The sequence below is a fragment of the Vibrio chemaguriensis genome (assembly GCF_012275705.1).
In the GTDB taxonomy this organism is placed as follows: domain Bacteria; phylum Pseudomonadota; class Gammaproteobacteria; order Enterobacterales; family Vibrionaceae; genus Vibrio; species Vibrio diabolicus.
In genome coordinates this window covers 15,443-35,877 of the sequence record NZ_SHOE01000005.1, presented here as the reverse complement: position 1 = coordinate 35,877, position 20,435 = coordinate 15,443, and the positions used below count along the sequence as shown (strand labels likewise).

Genomic DNA, 20,435 nt, shown 5'->3' with positions numbered 1-20,435 from the left:
ATGCAACAGATGAACAGTATCGTAATGCTAGATGGCCGTGTCCGCCTGCAGCAAGTCGAAATCCCTAAGCCCGCAGCAGGACAAGTGTTGGTTCGCAGCCTTGCCTGTGGGATTTGTGGCTCCGACCTACACATTTCTCGACACGCGGATGAGGTGTTTGATGTATTCCACCAGCTCGGGTTGATGCCTGATGAAGTAGGTGAGCACGCTCAAGTGATGTTGGGACATGAATTCTGTGCGGAAATTGTCGAATACGGCGCTGACACGCAGCAAACGTTACCCGTTGGTAGCCGAGTTACCTCAGTGCCGATATTGCTCAGTCAAAATGGCGCGGGCGTTGGTGTCACTCCGGGGACTTATGGTGCTTACTCTGAGTACTTCCTGCTTGATGAAGCGTTATTGCTACCTGTCCCAGACGGCATGCCGTCTGAGGCGGCGGCATTGACCGAACCACTGGCGGTCGGTTTGCACGCGGTCAATCGCAGTGAAATCGAAACGGAAGAAACAGCGCTGGTTGTCGGTTGTGGCCCTATAGGGCTGGCGGTGATTACAGCGCTGAAACAACGCGGCGTGAGTAACATTCTTGCGGTCGATCTTCAGGAAGAGAAACTGCAACTTGCCAGCGAGTTTGGCGCAAATCGATTGATCAACCCGACCAAGGAGGACGAGATCGCAGTCGGGGCACAGTATGCAATGAATTCACGTTTGGTCATTTATGAGTGTGTTGGCAAACATACTTTGATTGATGATTTCATGCGCCGTGCTCCTGCCCGATCTCGAATCGTTGTATCAGGCATTCATACGGCTCCAGCAACCATTAACTACGCTTACGCGACGGTAAAAGAGCTCGATTTGAGATTCTCTTACTACTACCAACCGCACGAGTTTGAGCAATGCCTACAAGCGATTGCCGAACATAAGTTGCCTTGGCAGAAAATGCTCACCGCCAAAGTGGGAATCGACGGTGTCGAAGATGCGTTTAGACAGTTAATGACGCCAAATGATCACATCAAAGTGGTGATCGAACCTTGGCGCAGCGGCGCGTTAGAAGTGATTTAACTCTTAGCCAGCTTAAGCCAGCCAAAACTAATTTTAGTTTGGTGACAGCCCCAACCGTAGCAGCTAGGTTGGGGCTTTTTTTGTTAGGCCTGTTCTGCGCATTCCTGTTGCAGAGCAGGGTAATCGGTGTAGCCTCGTTCGTTTCCGCCAAACAACGTTGAGCCATCGAGTTCTGCCAACGGATGGTGATGTTGCAAGCGAGAGACTAAGTCTGGGTTTGCTACGAATGGTCGTCCGAATGCGACAAGATCCGCGTAGCCTTTCTCTAACACTTCGTTTGCTCGTTGAGGATCGTAGCGACCTGCGACAATGATAGCGTTGCGAAAGCGCTTTCTAAGTTCGATTCGAAACGTCTCGGGAATCGTTGGTGCATCGGCCCAATCGGCCTCAGACAAGTGCAAGTAGGCAATGTCGCGCTCCTGTAGCTGTTTTGATGCTTCCAAGATTGTTGGCACGATATCTGGGCAGTCCATATCTTTAAACGTAATGAATGGTGCCAATCTCACTCCAACTCGATGCGCACCAATAGCGGCGATAACGGCATCCACTACTTCGATAAGAAAACGGATACGATTTTCTCGTGAACCGCTGTAGTTGTCTGTTCGATGGTTTGAGTTGGTTCTTAAGAACTGATCGATCAGATACCCATTCCCGCCGTGGATTTCTACACCATCAAAACCCGATTCAATGGCGCGTTTGGCTGCGTTCGCGAAATCACCGACAACTCGGTTGATATCCGCTTGTGTCATGGCGCGAGGCTCAACACAATCGACCATATTGCCGTTGCCTTGTTCATCTGCAATCCAAACTTGCGTCTCTACAGGAGCGAGCGCAGATGGCGCGATAGGCTGTTCACCATTTTGGAATGTTGGGTGAGACACTCTGCCCACATGCCATAGCTGACAAAACATCGCTGCGCCTTGTGATTTGACCGCTTGGGTCACACCCTGCCAGCCCGCCACTTGCGCATCGGTGTAAACGCCAGGGGTGAACGAGTAGCCTTGAGAATCGTCCGAAATTTGTGTGGCTTCGGAAATGATCAGTCCGGCAGAAGCGCGCTGTTGATAATACGTTGCCATCATCTCATTCGGGATGTTGCCCGGCTGAGTGGTGCGTGCGCGAGTCATTGGTGCCATGACAATACGGTTTTGTAGTGACAACGCTTTTAGTTGAGCTGGTTCAAACAGCTTATTTGTTCTTTGTTGCATGTTGCGCTCCTTAGATAAGTACTGGCACGTTGGTCGCTTTCCGAGCGGTTGCCATCCAGTGAAGTACGGCTGGATCCCATTGCACTTCGGGCGCACTGAAAAAACCGCGTAGAATGGAAAACATAATGGCTTGATCAACCAGTGACGTTTGCTTTTCTGAACTTAGGTTGAGCAAGGGTTTGGTTTGTTCTATCAAAGCGGCGACTTCTTTCGCAATCGCAGGTGTATCGTTAATCAAAGCTTCAAAATTTAACGCTTCGGTTTCTTTTTTTGCACGCCATGCTTGTTTAGCGGTTTCTGTTGCAAATTCCGGTAACGTCATGTTTGACCAACGCGGATATCCGACTTTTTGTAGCGGTAAAAACGCTTGTTTTTGCCAGTCTAAAACCGGTGTTGAGGGTTGGCTGTTTTCGCTGGAAGATGCCAATTCAAGGAAGTAGTTGATGATGTCTAAGCTTTCCGCCATGGCTTCACCATCGTCTTTGATCAAAAGAGGAACTTGTTTTGCGCCGATGAGGTTTGTGGTGGTGATCTCGTCGTCATAAGCAATGTTGATGACGTCGAGCTGAATATTCAGCATGCCTGCAACAAAACGGACGCGGGCGCTGAAGGGGCAATGTTCATAAATGTACAGTTTCATTTTTTGTTTCCTATCTCTTGGCTGGGCAGGGCGTGTTGTTGTGCGTTGAACAGCGTTACGGCGTTTAACTTTTCCCTGTCACATAACGTTCTGGGTCTAAACAATGTCGATAGGGTCAGTATATGGATTCGACTTAATTTGATAATTGGGTAATATCTGAATTGATTATTCAGTTTTTCCAAATAATAAGGGCGCGAAGATGGATAAGTTTTCGGATATGACGTTGTTTGTCAGCATCGTTAAACATCAAGGTCTGGCGGCGGCGGGAAGGGAGTTAGGTTTGTCTCCGGCGACGGTAACGGCAAGGCTGCAAGCGATAGAAGAACGCTATGGCGTAAAGCTGCTCAACCGAAGCACACGCCATGTATCACTCACGGACGCAGGGGCAATGTACCATCAAGCTTGTCTGAACATCATTGATAGCGTGAAAGAGACGGAAAACTTACTTCAAACGGGTATTTCGGAAGTGCGCGGAACGTTGAAAATTTCAGCTCCACGAGATATTGGCAAACAAATTATTTCGCCGATGGTGTCGGCTTTTTCTGAGCAATATCCGGATGTGACGCCTTATCTTTATCTTAATGACAATTTGTCGAACTTGGCTGAATCGGGGCTCGATTTGGTGATTCGTTACGGCGAGTTAGCGGACAGCAATCTCATTTCGCGCAAGCTGGCGTCGAGTCAACGTGTGCTGTGCGCGTCACCTGATTATTTGTCGAAGCAAGGTGTCCCAAACTGTCCACAAGATCTCGCGGACCATCGCTGCTTAGCCATGGTCCGCAGCAATGAAGAATTAAAAACGTGGCACTTTAAAGATGAAGAATCTCACCAATCGATCACGGTCACGCCGAAGCGATTTTCTGATGATGGTGAAGTGATCCGACAATGGGCGTTGGACGGTGCGGGGATTGCGCTGAAATCGATTTTAGATATTCAGCAAGACCTCAAACAACAACGTTTAGTAACGGTTTTGGATGGGTATATGAAAAACTTCAGCGCCTTTTCGCAAGGCGCTGAAGCGGATCTGCATGTCATTTATCAGAGCCGCCAATATCAACCGAAAAGAGTTCGCCTGTTTTTGGACTTTCTAGTTGAGCAATTTAGCGCGCTGAGTGATACCAGCAATCAGATCTAGATGCGATTCCGAGGTTTCTCGGCGGTGGCGATAAATCCCGACGGTGCCAGGGTTTGGTTCGCTTTTCATGGTTAAGCATCGTAAGCCGAAGGATTCCAAATACGATTGCAGATGGCGGGTATAAGACATCACCGCGACGCTTTCTTTCAGTACATCAATACTGGCGAGCAGAGAATCCACTTCGTAAGTCGGTCTGTCATCCAGTTGCTGCCTTTCGCGTTCATTTTGCTTCGGGATTGGGTTATCGATGACGTGAGCGAATTTCTTAGCGTCATAAGTGACCGAAAGAGCGGGGTATTCGTGCAGCATCTCTTCGGTGACGGTTTTCCCTAGCAGTGGGTGGTTTGGGGAAACAAAATAGGCATCAACCGTTTGAAATAGCGGAATAAACGTAACATCGCATTTAGACGACAATCCGACAATCTCGTGGCCGATGAAGAATTCAATCTGTTCGTTGATTAATGAATCCATCAAGCCTAAGTGGTTGCCAAATTCGACGTGCGTAGATGCCGAAGGCTGCTTGGTCAGATGGTCATTGAGTGCTTGTTTGACGAACAGCGGCCACCACGCATCGCCAGTACCCATTTTAATTTTTCCGACTTGATACTGTTTCCGTTCATCAATGCTTTGCATCATTTGGTTGTATTCATGCTGCATCGCGTTGCTATGGCGATAGAGGATGCGTCCGTATTCGGTCAACACCATGCCATTAGGATGACGTTCAAACAGCGTTACGCCGAGATTCTCTTCCAGCTTCTTTAAATTGCTTGTTACCGTTGGCTGGCTTAACCCTGCCATTCTTGCCGCAGCACTGATGCTTTGGCAGCGTGCAACCAGTAAAAATTGCTGCAGAGATTTGTCCATTTTCTTTCCCCTCTAAGAACGAGGGGTATTTTGCACAATTTCATTTATAAATCACAAATCTGTAATCTCATTTGATTGAAATTATGCGCATTTCATAGATCTACATCACTGTTGGGGTTTGACGTATAGATGTTATCTATAGCTCGCTCCTGACTTCCTATTTTCCCCTCAAAAAGGTGTTCTTTAGACTGTCGCCAAAACAACAATCTAAGGGATGAACATGAAACCGAGTTTTATTGCGCTTGCTGTCGCGTCTTGTATTGGTCTTGCTGGATGTGGGTCAGATTCTTCTGATGCGCCTGTGCCGGTCGACAAACCAATTATTTCAGCCGACTTATATTTACGTGGTTTAAATGGGGATTGGGGCACGGCAGAGCATGCCAAGCTAAACTATTTGGGTAATAACGAGTACGAAACCGTACTGCGCGTCGCTCGAGGTAGCAATCAGTTCAAGATTGCTGATCCGGGTTGGCAGATCCAATACACCTATTTTGAGGAGCCCGCGGCGTTCGATAAAGCTCAAGAGTACCTGCCAAAACCAGACACGAATGAAGCGTGTATGAACGATGATTGCAACTCTGAGATCACGTTTGAAGACAAAGGGTATTACAAGTTTTCTGTGAGCTTTGCCGATGAAAGCCGCGCGACAATGACTGTGACGAAAGCAACGCAAGAAGAAGCGGAAAAATACTACTCTGATGCGATTCTCGACCCTGCAATGGTGCATGAAGGGCATCAGAATAAAGAAGTGAAACTGTTCGCCAATTACGATGACTCGAGTGATACCGTGATTTTTTCGGTGAAAGATCCTAAAGCTGAACTGCGTGAATTTGGTATTTCAACGACGACAGAATTGCGTGATGCGCTCGACCAAGGCTTAGTGATTAATGAACAAACAGGGCCGCGAGTGGTGTCGGGCGATGTCGCGTTTGATGCGTTGTTTGCGTTGACGATGAAAGAGCTAGACCAGCTTGCCGTTTCTGAAATCAAAGACGGCAATTACAACTACAACAACCCAATCAAAGCGGAAGTTTTTGAGACGGGCGCGAAGTGGCATTACGTATGGACGCGTGATTTGGCGTACGCAGCAGACCTTTCGCTTGCATTGATGAATCCAACTCGCGTGCAAAATGGTTTGAATTTCAAATTGTCCGCTTTCCGCGATACGACCGATCAGCAATACGATGGCGAGCAGATTGTGCAAGATACGGGCACTGGCGGCAGCTGGCCAATTAGTACCGACCGCACGACTTGGGCGCTTGGTGCAGAACGCTTACTTTCGGCATTGGATGGGGAAGAGTACAACCAGTTTGCTGAGCGCGCATATAAAGCTATCAGTAATACACTTGAAGCCGATCGCCTGGCGGCTTTTGATGCGAAATCTGGTTTATACACTGGTGAGCAATCATTCCTTGATTGGCGTGAGCAAACGTATTCAACGTGGACGCCAAACGATGTCAATGCGATTGGTAGCAGCAAAGCGTTATCGACAAACGTGGTTCACTACCGCGCGATTCAGCTCGCGGCTAAGTTGGCAGAGAAGTACGATTCAACCAACGCGGTCAAATACACCGAGTGGGCTGAGAAGTTAAAAACCGCTATCAACGAGCAGTTTTGGAATGCCGAACGCGGTATGTACGTAAGTTATTTGTTTGATAATGGCAAAGACATCGCGGTCGACAAATACGATATGTTGGGCGAATCACTTGCGATCATCAGTGGTGTGGCAAGCGATGCACAGGCGAAACAAATCATGGCCAATTACCCACACAGTGAGTTTGGCGTGCCGGTTTACTTCCCTCAACAACCGGACGTGCCTGTGTACCATAACCGCGCAATTTGGCCATTTGTTACCGCGTACAGCTTGCGCGCCGCGCATCAAACACAAAACGTGGCAGCAGCGAACAATGCCATTCAATCGTTGGTTCGTGGTACAGCAACCAATTTATCCAACATGGAAAACTTAGAGTGGCTTTCTGGTAAGTCATTCATCATCCATAGTGATCATGGCGAAGATCCGAGCTTGGATGGCCCAGTGATTAACTCTCAGCGTCAGCTTTGGTCTGTGGGTGGCTACTTGAACATGGTGGTAGAGACCCTATTTGGCATCCATACCGAAACAGGTAAGTTGGAAGTGAAGCCATTTATCACAAGTTGGGTGCGCAATAAGTTGTTGGCTCAGTCTGAACAAATCACGTTGGAAAACTTTGCCTTTAAAGGAAAGAACTACTCGGTAACCATTGATTTGCCTGAAGTAAGCAAAGATGAAACAGGTTACTACCCAGTTGAAAATGTCACGATGGACGAAGAGGGGCATTTCCACGTGACACTGGGCGCGCTTGTGAATGTAGATAGCAGCATTACTTTAGTTTCTGGGGTGAAACCGTATGTGAGTGAAGACAGTCGCGTTTATTCTCCGCAAGAGCCAACATTGGTGGTAAAAAGCGTTGATAATTCGGTTTCGATTGACGTGACGAGCAAGTACAACGTGAACTTGTATCGCAATGGCGAGCTGATTCAAAAGAACGTGATTGCTCAATCTTATTCCGATACGCCAACAGGTTTTGCTTGTTATTTGGCTGAAAGCATTAACGATAAAGGCTTCCGTTCTAACCCAAGCCAACCGGTTTGTGTCGGTGAAGAGATCCGCATCAAACTTGATGGCGAATATCAGCCACTCAAAGACAATGTCTCAGTGGTTACGGTGAGCAAAGACAGTGGCCTCGTAAAAGGTGCAGAGTCGTTTACAGCTCCTGTAACGGGCACTTACCAGTTCGATGCTTGGTACAACAATAACCTAGGACAACTTAATACCGGCATCACGAACACCGTGAAATTGTTAGAGGTATTGGATGATGCAGGTAAGGTGGTTGGCCAAGGTTACTTGCAGATGGGCCATATTGGTGAAAACCAAGGTATGCGTTACTCAACGCCAATTGAAGTAGCGTTGGAGCAGGGAAAAACCTATCAGATCGCGCTGAAGGACCACTTCAATATGAGTTACCTCAAATCGAATGAAACCTACATCTACGCTGGTGGTATTGAGGGTGAAAAGAACGAAGCGCAAATCGCAGATATTCGAATCACACCTTTAATGTAGGCTGTTTTAACAAAGCTGCGTTCTAAAAACTGTGTTCTAAGAAAAAAAAGCCGCTGAGATTATCAGCGGCTTTGTTGTATTTGCTATCGGTGGCCGTTTACAGATTAGTTTGCAGCCTGCGGACGAGGCTTACGGCGTTGACCTGATGGTTTGTTTCCTGCAGGCTTAGCATTGTTTGGCTTGCGGTTACCAGACGGTTTACCAGCGTTGCCACTCTTATTACCGTTTGGTTTATTTCCATTCGGTTTATTGCCGTTAGGTTTACGGTCATCTGGTTTGCTGTGTGCACGACCTTGGCCTTCACGGTTACCTTTAGGCTTACCCGCACCGCCTTGGTTGGTGCTGTTTTTGTTGCCGTTGTTACCGCCGTTGAAGCGACGTTTAGGTTTGTTTGCACCATTGCCTGCTTTCTTTTCGGTTGCTGGAGCGTTTTCACCCGAAGCATTTGGCGCTTTTGGTTTTTTCGGCTTCTTAGGTTTTTTCGGTTTGATTGGGCGAGTATCCAGTTTAGATTCTGGCACCACATTGGTTGGCGCAAAACCTTCCAACTCTTTACGTGGTAGTACTTCTTGAATCAAACGTTCAATCGCAAACAACTCAGATGCTTCTAGCGCGCACACGAGTGAAATCGCTTTACCTACTTCGCCCGCGCGGCCAGTACGACCAATGCGGTGAACGTAGTCTTCTGCCACTTTAGGTAGCTCAAAGTTCACCACTTGCGGTAATTGAGGAATATCGATACCGCGTGCAGCAATGTCCGTCGCGACCAACACACGAATTTCACCCGATTTAAAATCCGCCAGTGCTTTGGTACGCGCGCCTTGGCTCTTGTTACCGTGGATGGCAGCAGCAGGTAGATTTTGTTCGATCAGGAACTTCGCCAGACGGTTTGCTCCGTGTTTCGTTTTCGTAAACACCAGCACTTGCTTCCAATCGCCGTCTTTGATCAATTTAACCAACATCGGTGCTTTTTTCTTCACGTCTGCTGGGTAGATACTTTGCTCAACCGTTCTCGCCGTCGAGTTCGCCGGGTTGACTGAAATCTCAACCGGGTTGTTCACCAAGCCTTTCGCAAGGTCGCGGATTTCATCCGAGAAAGTCGCAGAGAACAGTAGGTTCTGACGTTGTTTTGGTAGCAGAGCTAGGATCTTACGAATGTCACGGATAAAGCCCATATCCAACATGCGGTCTGCTTCATCCAGTACCAGAACTTCTAGTTGGTCGAACTTCACTGCATTTTGGTTGTACAAATCCATCAGGCGGCCTGGTGTTGCTACCAACACATCCGCACCTTTGCGAAGACGCAGCATTTGCGGGTTGATCTTCACACCACCAAAAACAACCGCACTGCTTAGTGGAAGATGACGGCCGTACATAAACACGTTTTCTTGCACCTGAGCCGCAAGTTCACGCGTTGGCGTCAGGATAAGTGCACGAACTTGGTTAGCACGAACGCGAGGGCCGTTCGATAAACGCTCAAGAATCGGTAGCGTAAAGCCTGCAGTTTTACCTGTACCAGTCTGCGCTGCTGCCATTACGTCTTTCCCTTCCAAAATAGCAGGAATTGCTTTTGCCTGAATTGGCGAAGGGGTGTCGTAGCCTTTCTCTTGAATAGCTTTAAGGATTGGAGCAGATAGACCTAACGAGGTAAAACCCATATGTATGATTCTCAATTGTAGAGTTAGATAACAACGCGCCGAAAATAAATCGGTGCGAAAAGTGCGACATTCTGAGGCTTTTACGCGCAGGCTTCAACTAATTCCGTCATGGATAAATATTTGAACTGGATCTCATTTATTTTTTGAACAAAAAAGAGCATAGAAAAGTGACGTAGATTCATTCTGTAGTTTTAATGTGTTACGTGTTCTTTCGGAAAAAACAGCGAGACAAATGGTGATTATTAATCACTCAAACGGCTTAAAAATACTTGTTTGATAAATAATCAGAATGATTGAGTGTTATTCAGTGTTTTGCCACTCAATTTTAATGGAAATTAGTTAGTAAAGTATTACCAAGTCTCAGATTTGACACATGACGGTATGGTTAAATGCTGAGCAGAAAGGAATCGACTGATATAAAACAATGAGCTTGATGTGAATGCAAGGATCTCATTCAGCATCAAATCGCACTATTATCCCAGCTTGCTAACAAAAGGTTGTACTATGCGCTTTGCTATCCGATTTCTCTACTCACGGCCTCCTTCACACTTTATTCAGAGATCTTTCTGCTTTTACTGCCTGAGTTAAAGCTCTCTAAATATTTGTTCTATTGTTGTATTTAACGGTGGCAAGGCTTGTCTACCTAGAGTGCTTTGTTACTGCAAGTTCTATATTTCTGATGTTATGAATTAATTTTGTGGTTGTGAGAACTAATAAAATGTCGTCAATAAATAACAATTTCTACTGGGTTGGTGAACAGCCTGTCAGTGAGTTAGCTGAAGATATGGTTTTGGTTAATCATATTGATGAGGTGGCAACGGGACTCGGTGGCATGGTGTGTATTGCTTATCAAGATCCACACCAAATAGATACTGCTCTGAAAGCGTTTTATCAGGAGAAAGGGCGTTGGTCTTGGGCGGTTTATGTCTCCGTGGAAACCCCTTATTCTCGATGCGTTACCGACGGTGTATTTGAAGTTAGAGAATCAATAAAAATTTGGCGATCTATTCAAAATAAGCTCGATGCCATTGATGAACCGGAAGTGTTAGACCCTTTGATTGGTTGGCTTGGGGTCAATCGTCAGCGAAGAGTGACTGCTTTAAAAAGCTTAGAGTCTATGTCGGTTTATTCGTACCCAATCATCGATATGTTGTTTCCTGATATTTATTCGACTTATCGATACGTGCTCTCAGAGCAAGATCGCGGAGTATTAGAAGCGGAAGTACTGATCGACAGAATTCGTGTTTGTTCTCATTGCAACAGCGGACACTTGAATTATGTAGAGGTGTGCCCGGATTGCAGCAGCATCGATATCGATTCTCAAAGCTCTTTGCACTGTTTCACTTGTGGCCATGTTGGTGAACAACACAGCTTTCAGCGCCGTGGAAAGCTTGAGTGCCCTAAATGTTTGACCCAGCTGCGCCATATCGGCGTTGATTATGATCGCCCGCTTGAAAACCACGTTTGTAATAGTTGCTCCAGTTTATTTGTTGAAGCGTCGACGATCAGTCAATGTTTAAGTTGTGACTCAAAGATCAAAGTCGAAGAGCTTGTTGTCCGGAAAATTTACCAATATCGACTTGGTGAAGTGGGTGAATACATTTTCCAACACGGCAAGTCCATTCAAGCTCCTGAGCTCTCGATCAAAGGCAAAGTGGAAGTCAGCTTTTTCCAAAATTTGCTTGCATGGTTAAATAAAGTCGCGCTGAGACACAAAGAACAGCACCTTCTACTTGGACTGCATTTACCGACGATCGATGAATACGGTAAGCAATATGGCGATGCAAAATTGTTCTCATTGATGGATCAACTGACGCGTCGTCTTAGCGGCTTGTTTAGAGATACCGATATCTGTTGTCAGTACAAACAGGATGTGTTGCTTGTCCTAATGCCAAATACGACCAACGCGAGCCTGTCCATTTTACAGCAAAAATTATCGGATCTGGGTGAGCTTGTTGAAGACGAAGAGTTTGAGTTGGATGTCTTTGCTTGGGACCTGCCCGATCCGATCATCGAAGACGGTGTTTCTGTTTGGATGGAATCGCTGATGGGTGAGATTTATGCTGCAAGATAGTCTCGTTCTGCTCGACTATCTTCGAGGCATGCTACTTCATAATGAAGAGTTATGGCTATTACTGTTTCCCGTCATGATCATTATCGAGCTACCTCTATATTTGCTGGTGCTAACAGGGATATTTCGTTGGTCATATGCGCAAGAAGACCGAGAATTAAAGCGGTTTCCTTCAGTGAGTTTCGTTATTACTTGTTATGGTGAAGGTGATGCGATTGGGATCACTATCGATACGTTAGTTGAGCAAGTTTACCCAGGTCATATTGAAGTACTTGCTGTGGTTGATGGGGCGGTACAAAACCAAGATACCTATCATGCCGCGTTAAATGGTGAGAAAAGGCATGCAGGCGTTCGTAATCGTAAAGTACGCGTGTTGCCAAAATGGCAACGAGGAGGCCGGGTTTCAACACTGAATGCCGGCTTATCAATGGCTAGCGGTGAAATCGTCATTAACGTGGATGGAGATACGTCATTCGATAACGACATGGTCTTCACCATGATGAAACAGTTTGCGGATAAAAATGTGATTGCGAGCGGTGGTGCGTTAAGAGTTCGCAACCATAACGCCAACTTGTTGACCAAAATGCAATCCTTGGAGTACATGCTGTCGATGCAAGCCGGTAAAACGGGGATGGCGACATGGGGAGTGCTCAATAACATTTCTGGCGCATTTGGAGCGTTTCGGAAGAATCTGCTTAAGCAAGTGGGGGGCTGGGATACGCATACCGCAGAAGATCTCGACTTAACCATGCGCTTGAAGCAATACAAACGTCGTTACCCTGATAATAAATTGGCCTTTTCGACGCACTCCATCGGCCATACTGATGTACCAGATACGTTGAAAGGTTTGGTATTGCAGCGGTTGCGTTGGGATGGCGATTTATTGTTTTTGTTTTTGCGTAAACACAATGAAGGGTTGTCTCCACGGCTACTTGGTTGGGGGAACTTTTTATTCACTTTGGCTTATGGCGTGATTCAAAACGTTTTATTGCCGCTGCTTGTGGTGATATTTAGCGTGTACATGGTGATTGTCTATCCACTTAAATTTGTATTGGCGTTGATGCTAATGCTCTATTTTGTCTACCTCTTCTTATCTGCTCTGATTTTTGTTGTCTACATTGGGCTTGTATCAGAGAGAAAAACAGAGGATTTGAAGTCAGCGAAATGGTTATTTCTTTACCCTGTCTACCAGTTTTTCATGCGTCTGATTACCGCTTTCTCAATGGTTAATGAAGTTGTGAGGAGAAGTCATGAAGAGTCGAGTATGGCACCTTGGTGGGTATTGAAGCGAGGTAAAAAGTTTTAGTATGAAAGTTAACTTTCACTTAGATAAGAAAAACAAACCGCAGTCTGAGAACGGGATGAAAGTCGTCTACGGACAGGCAAAGCGTGGCGGTTATCGTCTCCGTTGGTACTTGATTTTAGCGATTGTAATCAGTCCGCTTTTGTTTATGGCTTATTACTTGTTTAGAACGCAAGTGTTAGTGACGGCGCCTGCTATTATCACGTCACATCCACTTACGGTGACGGCAACTCGCTCTGCGATTGTTGGGCCAGTGCCTGTGAATGTCGGTACGGAAGTGACTCAGGATCAAGCGCTGCTGTTGTTAAAAGATAATGCGTTGAATAAAGAGATTGATTTCATTAAAGATGAGCTGGTGAAACTGTCTAAAAATCAGGTGCAAAGTACTGATGAGCTATACAAAAGTGCTATTGAAAGCTCAGCCGAAGGCTTGAAGAAGGTCCGTGATATTCAGAAAAAATACGACCTTTACAGAAAGAAAGGGCAAGTGTCTGAGGTGGATTACGCGGCTATTGTGAGTGTGAATAACTCACTGAGCAATCAGTTAAGCAGTCAGAAAATTGCTTATGTGGATGCGATGCGTAACTTGGAAGAGTTAGAGTTGGCTGGTCCAGTGACACAAGAGTATCGTTCTTTAATGCGTGAGCTGGTAGTAAAGCGTGCTCAACAAGAAGATCTCACCTTCCGTTCTCCTATGAACGGTCGTGTACTCGATATTCATGTGCATGAGGGGCAAAATGTATCGGAAAATACGCCATTGCTCACGATTGCTCGCAACGTGACACCTGAAATTACGGCTTTTCTAAATCCTAAATACCTCGAATACAGTAATATGGAAACCAAAGCAAAAGTCGTATTTCCTGATGGTCGAAAGTTTAGAGCGACGGTATCGAAGCCAGTTGAGGTTGTGAACAAATTGCCTTCAGAACTTCAAAGCCCATTTGAAGGGCAGCCTGCCTATTTAAAAGTCACACTGAGCTTTGATGAGCCGTTGGAAAAAAGTCGATGGATTGAAGGGGTCGAAGTGGAAGTTCGCTTTTAACGTCGGTTGATTGAGTAGGAAAGGAGCGAAAAGCTCCTTTTCTTTGGTTGCTAACGCGCCTTTAGTCGCCTTTAGCATGCATTAAAAACGCGCTAGTCAGTTGCTGAAAGAGTGAATCTATCGAGGGGCGGTCGGATATATGATTGAAGAGCGGTGTGTGGACATCACCACGAATATCATCGTTGTAACCGCAAAGTTGATTACACAATTTTACCGGTGCGACAATCTTTTTAACGTCGGCATCAATCAGAATGCATGCTTGTGATAACACCACTTGTCCACCGCCTTTTTTCAGTAAAACGCGCTGCGCGGTTCCCACAACTTTTTGACCACCAATATTGAGGTTGTACTCGCCATCACAGTAGGAATAAGGCGTAGCATGGACATCTACTTTCACGCCCAGTTGCTCAAAGAAAACTGTCAAAATCGCACACAAATCGAGATACGCTTTCTTGATGTCGTAAGGCTCACCGTCTGGCCAGTGATAGATGTGGGATAGATTAATAATACCCGGTACTTGAGGGACGGGGGCACCACCAGTTTTACGGGAAAAGAGTTTCCAGCCAGACGCATTTAACGCATGTTCTAACTCGTTAGAAATAGGCCACTTTTTACCTGCGGGAAGCACGAGCGTCGGGCTTTTTACTTGCCAAAGTAATAGCACTTGCGAGAGTTGGTTGGACTGAACTTGTTTAATGAGCTTATCTTCTTTTTCAAATGCATCAGCGACTTCCGTAGCCGTATAGCGAATTAGCTTATTTTTAGAAACCACACTCTATCCCTCATCCGTATATTATCGCTACTGTTTTATCTTAGATACCATGTGATTACTAGCGGTATACGCTGCCTTTAGAGTTTTCTTCGCTTCCATTATTTCTATTTAAAGGGGCGATAGAAATATTTTGTTGGTCATCACATAAGCAAGTCATAAAATCCGCCATCTAAATAATTTTTAGGCGATATGACTATGAAAAAGCGAGTGATGTGTCTTGCGTTAGCGGCATCATTGACGGGATGTGTGACGTTCCCGACCCAAGAATCTGAGCAAGTCCAAGTGCTTTGGGACAACGTGAATGCGATTGAAAACTGTGAGCTAATGGGAACGGTAATTGGCTCGGAGGGGCACTTTTATGATTATTGGCTGCACGCAGATAAAGACATGGTTTGGGGTACGTTAAACCAAATGCGCATCAAAGCGGCAGATTTGGGCGCAGATACATTGTATTTATATGAGCCGTTGGACTTCTCCACATCGGTTACCATGTTTGCCAATGCTTATAAGTGCAAACAGCCATAATTTTACTTTTCCGAAAGCAAAGACAGGCGAAATGTGCCTGTCTTTGCTCTTGCTGCCAAACAACAAGTTTACGTCTGTGCGCGTTGTGATGAGCACTTTTCAGCTAATTTACATTCGCTGTAGCCACAGCCGTCGTGTCAGAAAACGACAGCGTGAAGTCTTGTTCGGTATTTAATACTTTGGCTGGGAACTCCAAGCTTAACTGTGCGTGTGGTGCGACTTCTGAAGCGATACTGGTGACGAATTTTCGGGTTTCACCCGGAGAGATTGACAAGTTGTCTCCCCCTCGTGATGATAGCTCTGCGATCCCCATGGTTTCAAGCGTGTTACCCGCAGTATCTGCTAAGTTCAACAAAGACTCCGATTTATACACTAGCTCTCCGCTTTCGGTGCGATAGGCATTAAACGTGTTGAAGTTTGGCTGTAATGAACCTTGTGAACCGACGTTAGTGACGGAAAACGTCACATTAGAGCCATCAAAATTCTCGACTTTCACCAACACGTTACCGTCTTGGTAACGTGCTGCTGCGGCAGCACTGGCTTGCTGTTTCTGTCTCTGTTGTTCTTTCTCGATGTTGCTTAACTGTTCCTGCTCGCTAGCAATTCTATTTTCTGCCATGGCGTAAGATTGATCCACCATTGCTAACAAAGCGGGGATTGAATACAACGTGAGACCTTCCAAATGGTCAAAGTCGATTTTGGCATGCTGAGTAAGTTCGTGGTTCGAGAACTGGCAGTAACCATCAATCAAGCTAACAAATGCGACTTCAAAAGTACCTTGTAATCGGCTTACTTCCTGTGCGGCTTTTTCTAAATCTGAGCGTACTTTTCGGATCTCTTCCAATGTCTTTTGTGGCAAACGTCCATTGGGCGATACGTCATTGGAAACCGAGACCAATTCTTCGGTTACAAATGGATTGTTTTCGGCCGGAATCACCGTGGTGATGCGGTTGGATTTAGTGATATCTTCGCCCAGTAAAACCATCATTTTTTGCGATACGGCAGTTGTGTTGCCCGCTAAAACATCACTACAGTTTGGAGACGTATTCGCATACGCGGCGAATGCGGTAAAAAGTGAAAAGATAACGGACCAGCCAGTGGTGACGAGTCCTGTCGTGGTTCGAGTGTTCATCCTGATAACCCCTCTGTCATTTGGTGCGATTCACTGACGTAATTGCCAATCAAAAGACTGGCTCGCGACATTCAGAATGGTTCTGGTCAATCCTTCGTAGTGGGTATGCCCGCAGATGCTTTCTAGTCGTTTACTCAATCGCTAAGCCACGACTGAGTAAAGTGTCTGAAATTGAGAACATTAATGCTGCGAAGTTGATGTCTTTTGTTTGAAAGATAGACGTAACTTTTCTAACCATCAAATACGTGATTAGGTTCTCATTTTTATATGAGTGAGAGGATCAAGAGAAAACAGGCACTTACTGTAGAGAGTTGATTTGAGAGAAAAATATAAAATTTTTTGGGGAACTTTTTTGATGCTGCCTTTGAGACTTTTTCGAATCTCAAAGGCAGATTCTAACGTATGCGCTCAATTACAAAGCGTTGAGTACATCCGCAAGTCGAGTGACAGCAGTCGTCAGCTCTTCTGGTGTGGCATTGGTAAAGTTAAGACGCAGAGCGGCTTTTACCTTTGAACCTTCCGGATAAAATACCGGGCTAGGCACCACAGCAACCCAGTTTGCGAGAAGAGTCTTCGCAAGTTCGAAGGTGTCGCATTCTGGAATTTCGACCCATACAAACATGCCACCATCGACAGGTTTGAGTACGCAACTTTCTGGCAGCTGTTTTTGCAGCTCAGCAAACATGACATCGTAACGCGATTTGTAAAGCGCACAGATGGTTGAAATGTGCGTTTCGAAGTTGTCATGTTGCAGTAGACCATGCAGCAAAGCTTGCATAGGAATACTAGAGTGCAGATCGGCACCTTGTTTGATTTTGATGAGTGGCTCAAGGTAACTGCGTTTGCCCGTTACCACACCAATACGCAAGCCTGGTGAGGCGATTTTGGAGAATGAACGCAATACGATGGAGTGCTGCGGGCAGAAATCCGAAACTAGTGGCAGTGCTTCACCAGAAAAACGCAGCTCTCGGTATGGTGCGTCTTCAATGAATGCAACGTCGTATTGGATACAAAGCTCGGCAACTTTTTGGCGAGTCTCTAGCGCCCAGCATACGCCCGTTGGGTTGTGAAAGTCGGGCACGGCGTAGAACATTTTTGGTTGCTGCGTGGCAAAGCATTGCTCGAGTTCTTCAAGGTTTGGGCCGCACTCGGTTTGCGAAACGGTCACGATGTTGGCTTGCACTAAACCGAATACTTGCATAGCACCAAGGTAGCTTGGTGCTTCCATCACCACTTTATCGCCCGGATTCACGTACGCCCGCGCAATCAAATCTAGACCTTGCTGAGAACCCGTTGTGATCATCGCCAAATGAGATTCTGGTAGCTGGTAATAATCGGTCAAAAAGTTAAGTAGCGGTGCGTAGCCTGCTGTTGCGCCGTATTGAAACACCTCTGGCATGTTCGCGAGGTTTTCGAGCGTCGGTTTCATCAAGTCGATCGGGAAGGTTTTTTCGTCCGGTAAGCCACCCGCAAGAGAAATGACGTTCTTATCGCTCGCTGCTGCGAGGATCTCTCGAATGTAGGATGACTTAGTTTGTTGTAATGACTGTGCTATTTCCATGTGCTGTGCTTCTCGTAATTGTCTTTTTTATGTCAGAAATAGTATAGGTAAATTGCCAAGCTTGGTGTGTCCATTTATGCTGTTAAATATGTCCATTTATGCTATTTGAGCGAAAGTTTACTCCGTGAGCCATCAACAAGTTTCCAGAATCAATGACGTGCTGTTTTACATTCATCAGGACATTAGCAGAGAGTTATCGGCTAAAGAGCTAGCAGATGTAGCAGCCTATTCTGAACAACACTTCCATCGTATTTTTAAAGACGTGGTAGGGGAGTCTATCCATCAATATATCCGCCGTACAAGAATGGAATACGCCGCCAATCAACTGATGTTTGATACCAGCTCATCGGTGTTAGACATTGCTAACAAGTGCGGCTTTAGCTCGGTATCTTCTTTTAGCCGAGCGTTTAAAGCAACGTTCGCTATGTCACCTGGTGCGTGGAGAAAGCATGATTTACAAGTCGCAGAAAAACCGTATTTGAAGGATCCGGAAGTGGCTGCGGGTTATCATCGGGTTGCGAAACGCGAGTTGCCAGAACCTAAAATTATGGAGGTCCCACAACGCTTTGCGGCGTATGTGCGACATGAGGGTTATAGCCGTTCCATTCGCAATGCGTGGCTGATTTTGAAGGCGTGGGCAAGTTCTGAGAATCGGGACTTTTCGGTTCAATATGGTTTGCATCACTCCAACCCTGCTTGGGTCGAACTCGACAAGTGTCGTTATGTGGCTTGTATGGCAATTGATACGCCGCTCAAAGTGCGCGGCGTCGTGAATCAAATGACGATTCCGGGTGGTTTGCATGCCGTCTTTCGCTTAACGGGCGTATATGGTGAGCTTCTTCCTCAACTCAGTATGGTACTAGAGAAGTGGTTGCCTAACTCTGGCTTTAAACAGCGTTCTACACCCGCTTATGTCCATTATCATAAAAATCACTTTCTCAGCCATGATGAGGCGTTTGAGCTGGATTTCTATCTACCCATTAGCTTCTTCTAAGGATGAAAACGAACGTATTATCTTGTGAGTCGATTTGTGGTGAGCAAAGAGCTGACCAAGAGCGCCATGAAGAAAAGGCAGAGCTTGTGCTGGCTCTGCCATTTCTAGGGGATCTTAAAAGTTTGCGTCTGTATTAGTACCAACGGATACGTTAAGTCCGCTAGTTGATTGATAAATGCTGAAAGTTTCGCCAGCGACAATACCTTCTTCAGAATCGTCATTTGCCGTACAGGTATAACCGACCGAGTAAGTACCAGGTTCTACAAAACCGAATTCGTACTCGTAATTTGCATCATCAACGTCTTGAACCACGTTCGCTGCTGCGATTGGCATTGCTTGACCTTCTGCGCCGGCAAATGGCCCCATGTTTTCTTCAGCGATATTTCCTTGATATAAGTAGACCGCGTGCGCATATCCATTTGCGCTTGGGGTATCCGTTTCGCAGCTTTGATAGGTCAATGTTGCGACATCACCCTGAATCTCCCCCGTTGTAACCGTGTTAATTAAAGTTACGGAGGTGCGTTGAATGCTGTAGCCTTCGTTTTGGCCTGTTCCGTCTTTTAAGCCACGGCGCAGATCAAATTCAACTACGAACTCATTATTGTCAGGGTTGACTGCAAAGGTGTTGTTAAAGAACAGTACTCCAGAATCAGGATCCTTTCCGACACCTTGTGGGCAAGCCCCATCACCTTTGACGGTCAGTGGGATTTGATTTCCTGTCGCTTCGTCAATTACATACGATGGGTAGTTTGGATGATCGCCATCATTAGCAAACACGCAGAGTTTATAATTACCAGTTGGTATCAGTTCATCATCCACCAATTCTTGTGCGTCACTGCCTTGGAAGTTGAGTAAGTTAACACTTAGGGGGAGTGGATCTTCACCATCGGGAAGGGGGTTACCATCTTCGTCGACCAAATTGCCTTCTTCGTTTGTTTTATACACATCGAATACTTGTGGTGTGCCACCATCAAGAGGAAGAAATGCAACTTTGTTATATGTGATCACCACTTCTGATACGTCATCAATAGGGGCATCTGATACAGACAAAGTAACAGGAGTCATTGTACTGACAGAGTCACTGTCTGAATTACAGCCAATAAGTGCAACGGCTATTGATGCACTGATTAGGCCAATTTTCATGCTGTTCATTAGATGTACCTTTTTATGAGAAGTGTATTAAATGTAGCCGATTATTGGCAAAGTACAGAATAACAACGAGCGGAGTTACCGGGTCGAAAACAGCGACGAACCATCATTAAGAAGTTCAGTAAAAGTGTGCTCAAATCGACGATATTGTGCTCAATGAAGTGCTATGGTTAAGAATGTGTCGCTCAAAAAATGAGCGGAGATATACATCAATAACTCTAG

General features: G+C 45.9%; 16 protein-coding genes. 8 read left to right on the top strand and 8 right to left on the bottom strand.

Going from position 1 to position 20,435, the window contains the following annotated elements; translation table 11 throughout:
• Positions 1-1,059, top strand: coding sequence for a zinc-binding dehydrogenase (locus EX191_RS06690; protein ID WP_193447408.1), 1,059 nt, complete (start codon positions 1-3; stop codon positions 1,057-1,059).
• Between the two features lie 83 nt (positions 1,060-1,142).
• Here EX191_RS06690 and EX191_RS06685 read toward each other — a convergent pair whose 3' ends face one another.
• Both EX191_RS06685 and grxB read right to left on the bottom strand, forming a co-directional pair.
• Positions 1,143-2,267, bottom strand: a complete 1,125-nt coding sequence (locus EX191_RS06685) for an alkene reductase (RefSeq protein ID WP_193447407.1) — start codon at positions 2,265-2,267, stop codon at positions 1,143-1,145.
• Positions 2,268-2,277: 10 nt separating this feature from the next.
• Positions 2,278-2,907: a glutaredoxin 2 gene (gene grxB, locus EX191_RS06680; RefSeq protein WP_169601179.1), complete on the bottom strand. Its 630-nt coding sequence runs from the start codon at positions 2,905-2,907 to the stop codon at positions 2,278-2,280.
• A 199-nt stretch (positions 2,908-3,106) separates the two neighbouring features.
• Here grxB and EX191_RS06675 point away from each other — a divergent pair, with 199 nt between their 5' ends.
• Entirely contained in the window at positions 3,107-4,042 is a 936-nt protein-coding gene (locus EX191_RS06675; protein WP_193447406.1) for a LysR family transcriptional regulator, read from the top strand.
• Here the strand turns inward: EX191_RS06675 and EX191_RS06670 are convergent.
• Positions 3,995-4,906, bottom strand: a complete 912-nt coding sequence (locus EX191_RS06670; protein ID WP_193287438.1) for a LysR family transcriptional regulator — start codon at positions 4,904-4,906, stop codon at positions 3,995-3,997. The genes EX191_RS06675 and EX191_RS06670 overlap by 48 nt on opposite strands.
• A gap of 220 nt (positions 4,907-5,126) precedes the next feature.
• On the opposite strand from EX191_RS06670, the gene EX191_RS06665 reads away from it, so the two are divergent.
• Positions 5,127-8,006 (top strand): MGH1-like glycoside hydrolase domain-containing protein, encoded by a 2,880-nt coding sequence (locus EX191_RS06665; RefSeq protein ID WP_193447405.1) that lies wholly within the window; start codon positions 5,127-5,129, stop codon positions 8,004-8,006.
• 104 nt (positions 8,007-8,110) lie between these two features.
• Here EX191_RS06665 and EX191_RS06660 read toward each other — a convergent pair whose 3' ends face one another.
• Entirely contained in the window at positions 8,111-9,664 is a 1,554-nt protein-coding gene (locus EX191_RS06660) for a DEAD/DEAH box helicase (RefSeq protein WP_029862802.1), read from the bottom strand.
• Between the two features lie 718 nt (positions 9,665-10,382).
• Between EX191_RS06660 and EX191_RS06655 the strand changes: the two genes are divergently transcribed.
• From EX191_RS06655 to EX191_RS06645, 3 genes are read left to right on the top strand one after another with little or no spacing between them, the layout of a single operon-like run.
• Positions 10,383-11,738, top strand: a complete 1,356-nt coding sequence (locus EX191_RS06655; protein WP_193447404.1) for a TackOD1 domain-containing metal-binding protein — start codon at positions 10,383-10,385, stop codon at positions 11,736-11,738.
• On the top strand, positions 11,725-13,041 hold the full coding sequence (locus tag EX191_RS06650) for a glycosyltransferase family 2 protein (RefSeq protein ID WP_193447403.1): 1,317 nt from the start codon (positions 11,725-11,727) through the stop codon (positions 13,039-13,041). Before EX191_RS06655 ends, EX191_RS06650 begins: the two co-directional genes overlap by 14 nt.
• A gap of 1 nt (position 13,042) precedes the next feature.
• On the top strand, positions 13,043-14,080 hold the full coding sequence (locus EX191_RS06645) for an HlyD family secretion protein (protein WP_048624783.1): 1,038 nt from the start codon (positions 13,043-13,045) through the stop codon (positions 14,078-14,080).
• A 61-nt stretch (positions 14,081-14,141) separates the two neighbouring features.
• On the opposite strand, the gene EX191_RS06640 is transcribed toward EX191_RS06645, so the two are convergent.
• A complete protein-coding gene (locus tag EX191_RS06640) occupies positions 14,142-14,852 on the bottom strand; it encodes a lipoyl protein ligase domain-containing protein (RefSeq protein ID WP_193447402.1) in 711 nt (236 codons plus the stop codon).
• Between the two features lie 195 nt (positions 14,853-15,047).
• On the opposite strand from EX191_RS06640, the gene EX191_RS06635 reads away from it, so the two are divergent.
• A complete protein-coding gene (locus tag EX191_RS06635) occupies positions 15,048-15,377 on the top strand; it encodes a DUF4156 domain-containing protein (protein WP_005392758.1) in 330 nt (109 codons plus the stop codon).
• Between the two features lie 103 nt (positions 15,378-15,480).
• Here EX191_RS06635 and EX191_RS06630 read toward each other — a convergent pair whose 3' ends face one another.
• Together EX191_RS06630 and EX191_RS06625 are read right to left on the bottom strand one after the other, a co-directional pair.
• Positions 15,481-16,509 (bottom strand): hypothetical protein, encoded by a 1,029-nt coding sequence (locus EX191_RS06630; protein ID WP_193447401.1) that lies wholly within the window; start codon positions 16,507-16,509, stop codon positions 15,481-15,483.
• 412 nt (positions 16,510-16,921) lie between these two features.
• The gene (locus EX191_RS06625) at positions 16,922-18,070 is read right to left on the bottom strand and encodes an aminotransferase-like domain-containing protein (protein ID WP_006741414.1); all 1,149 of its coding nucleotides are present in this window, start codon (positions 18,068-18,070) and stop codon (positions 16,922-16,924) included.
• Positions 18,071-18,194: 124 nt separating this feature from the next.
• On the opposite strand from EX191_RS06625, the gene EX191_RS06620 reads away from it, so the two are divergent.
• Positions 18,195-19,064 carry an AraC family transcriptional regulator gene (locus EX191_RS06620; protein WP_006741415.1) on the top strand — a complete coding sequence of 290 codons (870 nt, stop codon included), beginning with the start codon at positions 18,195-18,197 and terminating at the stop codon, positions 19,062-19,064.
• 114 nt (positions 19,065-19,178) lie between these two features.
• Here the strand turns inward: EX191_RS06620 and EX191_RS06615 are convergent, their stop codons facing one another.
• A complete protein-coding gene (locus EX191_RS06615) occupies positions 19,179-20,216 on the bottom strand; it encodes a DUF4382 domain-containing protein (protein ID WP_046875835.1) in 1,038 nt (345 codons plus the stop codon).
• Between the last annotated feature and the right edge of the window lie 219 nt (positions 20,217-20,435).

Bases quoted from the DNA above. Each gene is read 5' to 3' on its own strand.
- EX191_RS06660 (WP_029862802.1), bottom strand. From the start codon at position 9,664: ATGGGTTTTACCTCGTTAGGTCTATCTGCTCCAATCCTTAAAGCTATT.
- EX191_RS06645 (WP_048624783.1), top strand. From the start codon at position 13,043: ATGAAAGTTAACTTTCACTTAGATAAGAAAAACAAACCGCAGTCTGAG.
- EX191_RS06665 (WP_193447405.1), top strand. From the start codon at position 5,127: ATGAAACCGAGTTTTATTGCGCTTGCTGTCGCGTCTTGTATTGGTCTT.
- EX191_RS06650 (WP_193447403.1), top strand. From the start codon at position 11,725: ATGCTGCAAGATAGTCTCGTTCTGCTCGACTATCTTCGAGGCATGCTA.
- EX191_RS06630 (WP_193447401.1), bottom strand. From the start codon at position 16,509: ATGAACACTCGAACCACGACAGGACTCGTCACCACTGGCTGGTCCGTT.
- grxB (WP_169601179.1), bottom strand. From the start codon at position 2,907: ATGAAACTGTACATTTATGAACATTGCCCCTTCAGCGCCCGCGTCCGT.
- EX191_RS06670 (WP_193287438.1), bottom strand. From the start codon at position 4,906: ATGGACAAATCTCTGCAGCAATTTTTACTGGTTGCACGCTGCCAAAGC.
- EX191_RS06615 (WP_046875835.1), bottom strand. From the start codon at position 20,216: ATGAACAGCATGAAAATTGGCCTAATCAGTGCATCAATAGCCGTTGCA.
- EX191_RS06655 (WP_193447404.1), top strand. From the start codon at position 10,383: ATGTCGTCAATAAATAACAATTTCTACTGGGTTGGTGAACAGCCTGTC.
- EX191_RS06675 (WP_193447406.1), top strand. From the start codon at position 3,107: ATGGATAAGTTTTCGGATATGACGTTGTTTGTCAGCATCGTTAAACAT.
- EX191_RS06690 (WP_193447408.1), top strand. From the start codon at position 1: ATGCAACAGATGAACAGTATCGTAATGCTAGATGGCCGTGTCCGCCTG.
- EX191_RS06625 (WP_006741414.1), bottom strand. From the start codon at position 18,070: ATGGAAATAGCACAGTCATTACAACAAACTAAGTCATCCTACATTCGA.
- EX191_RS06685 (WP_193447407.1), bottom strand. From the start codon at position 2,267: ATGCAACAAAGAACAAATAAGCTGTTTGAACCAGCTCAACTAAAAGCG.
- EX191_RS06635 (WP_005392758.1), top strand. From the start codon at position 15,048: ATGAAAAAGCGAGTGATGTGTCTTGCGTTAGCGGCATCATTGACGGGA.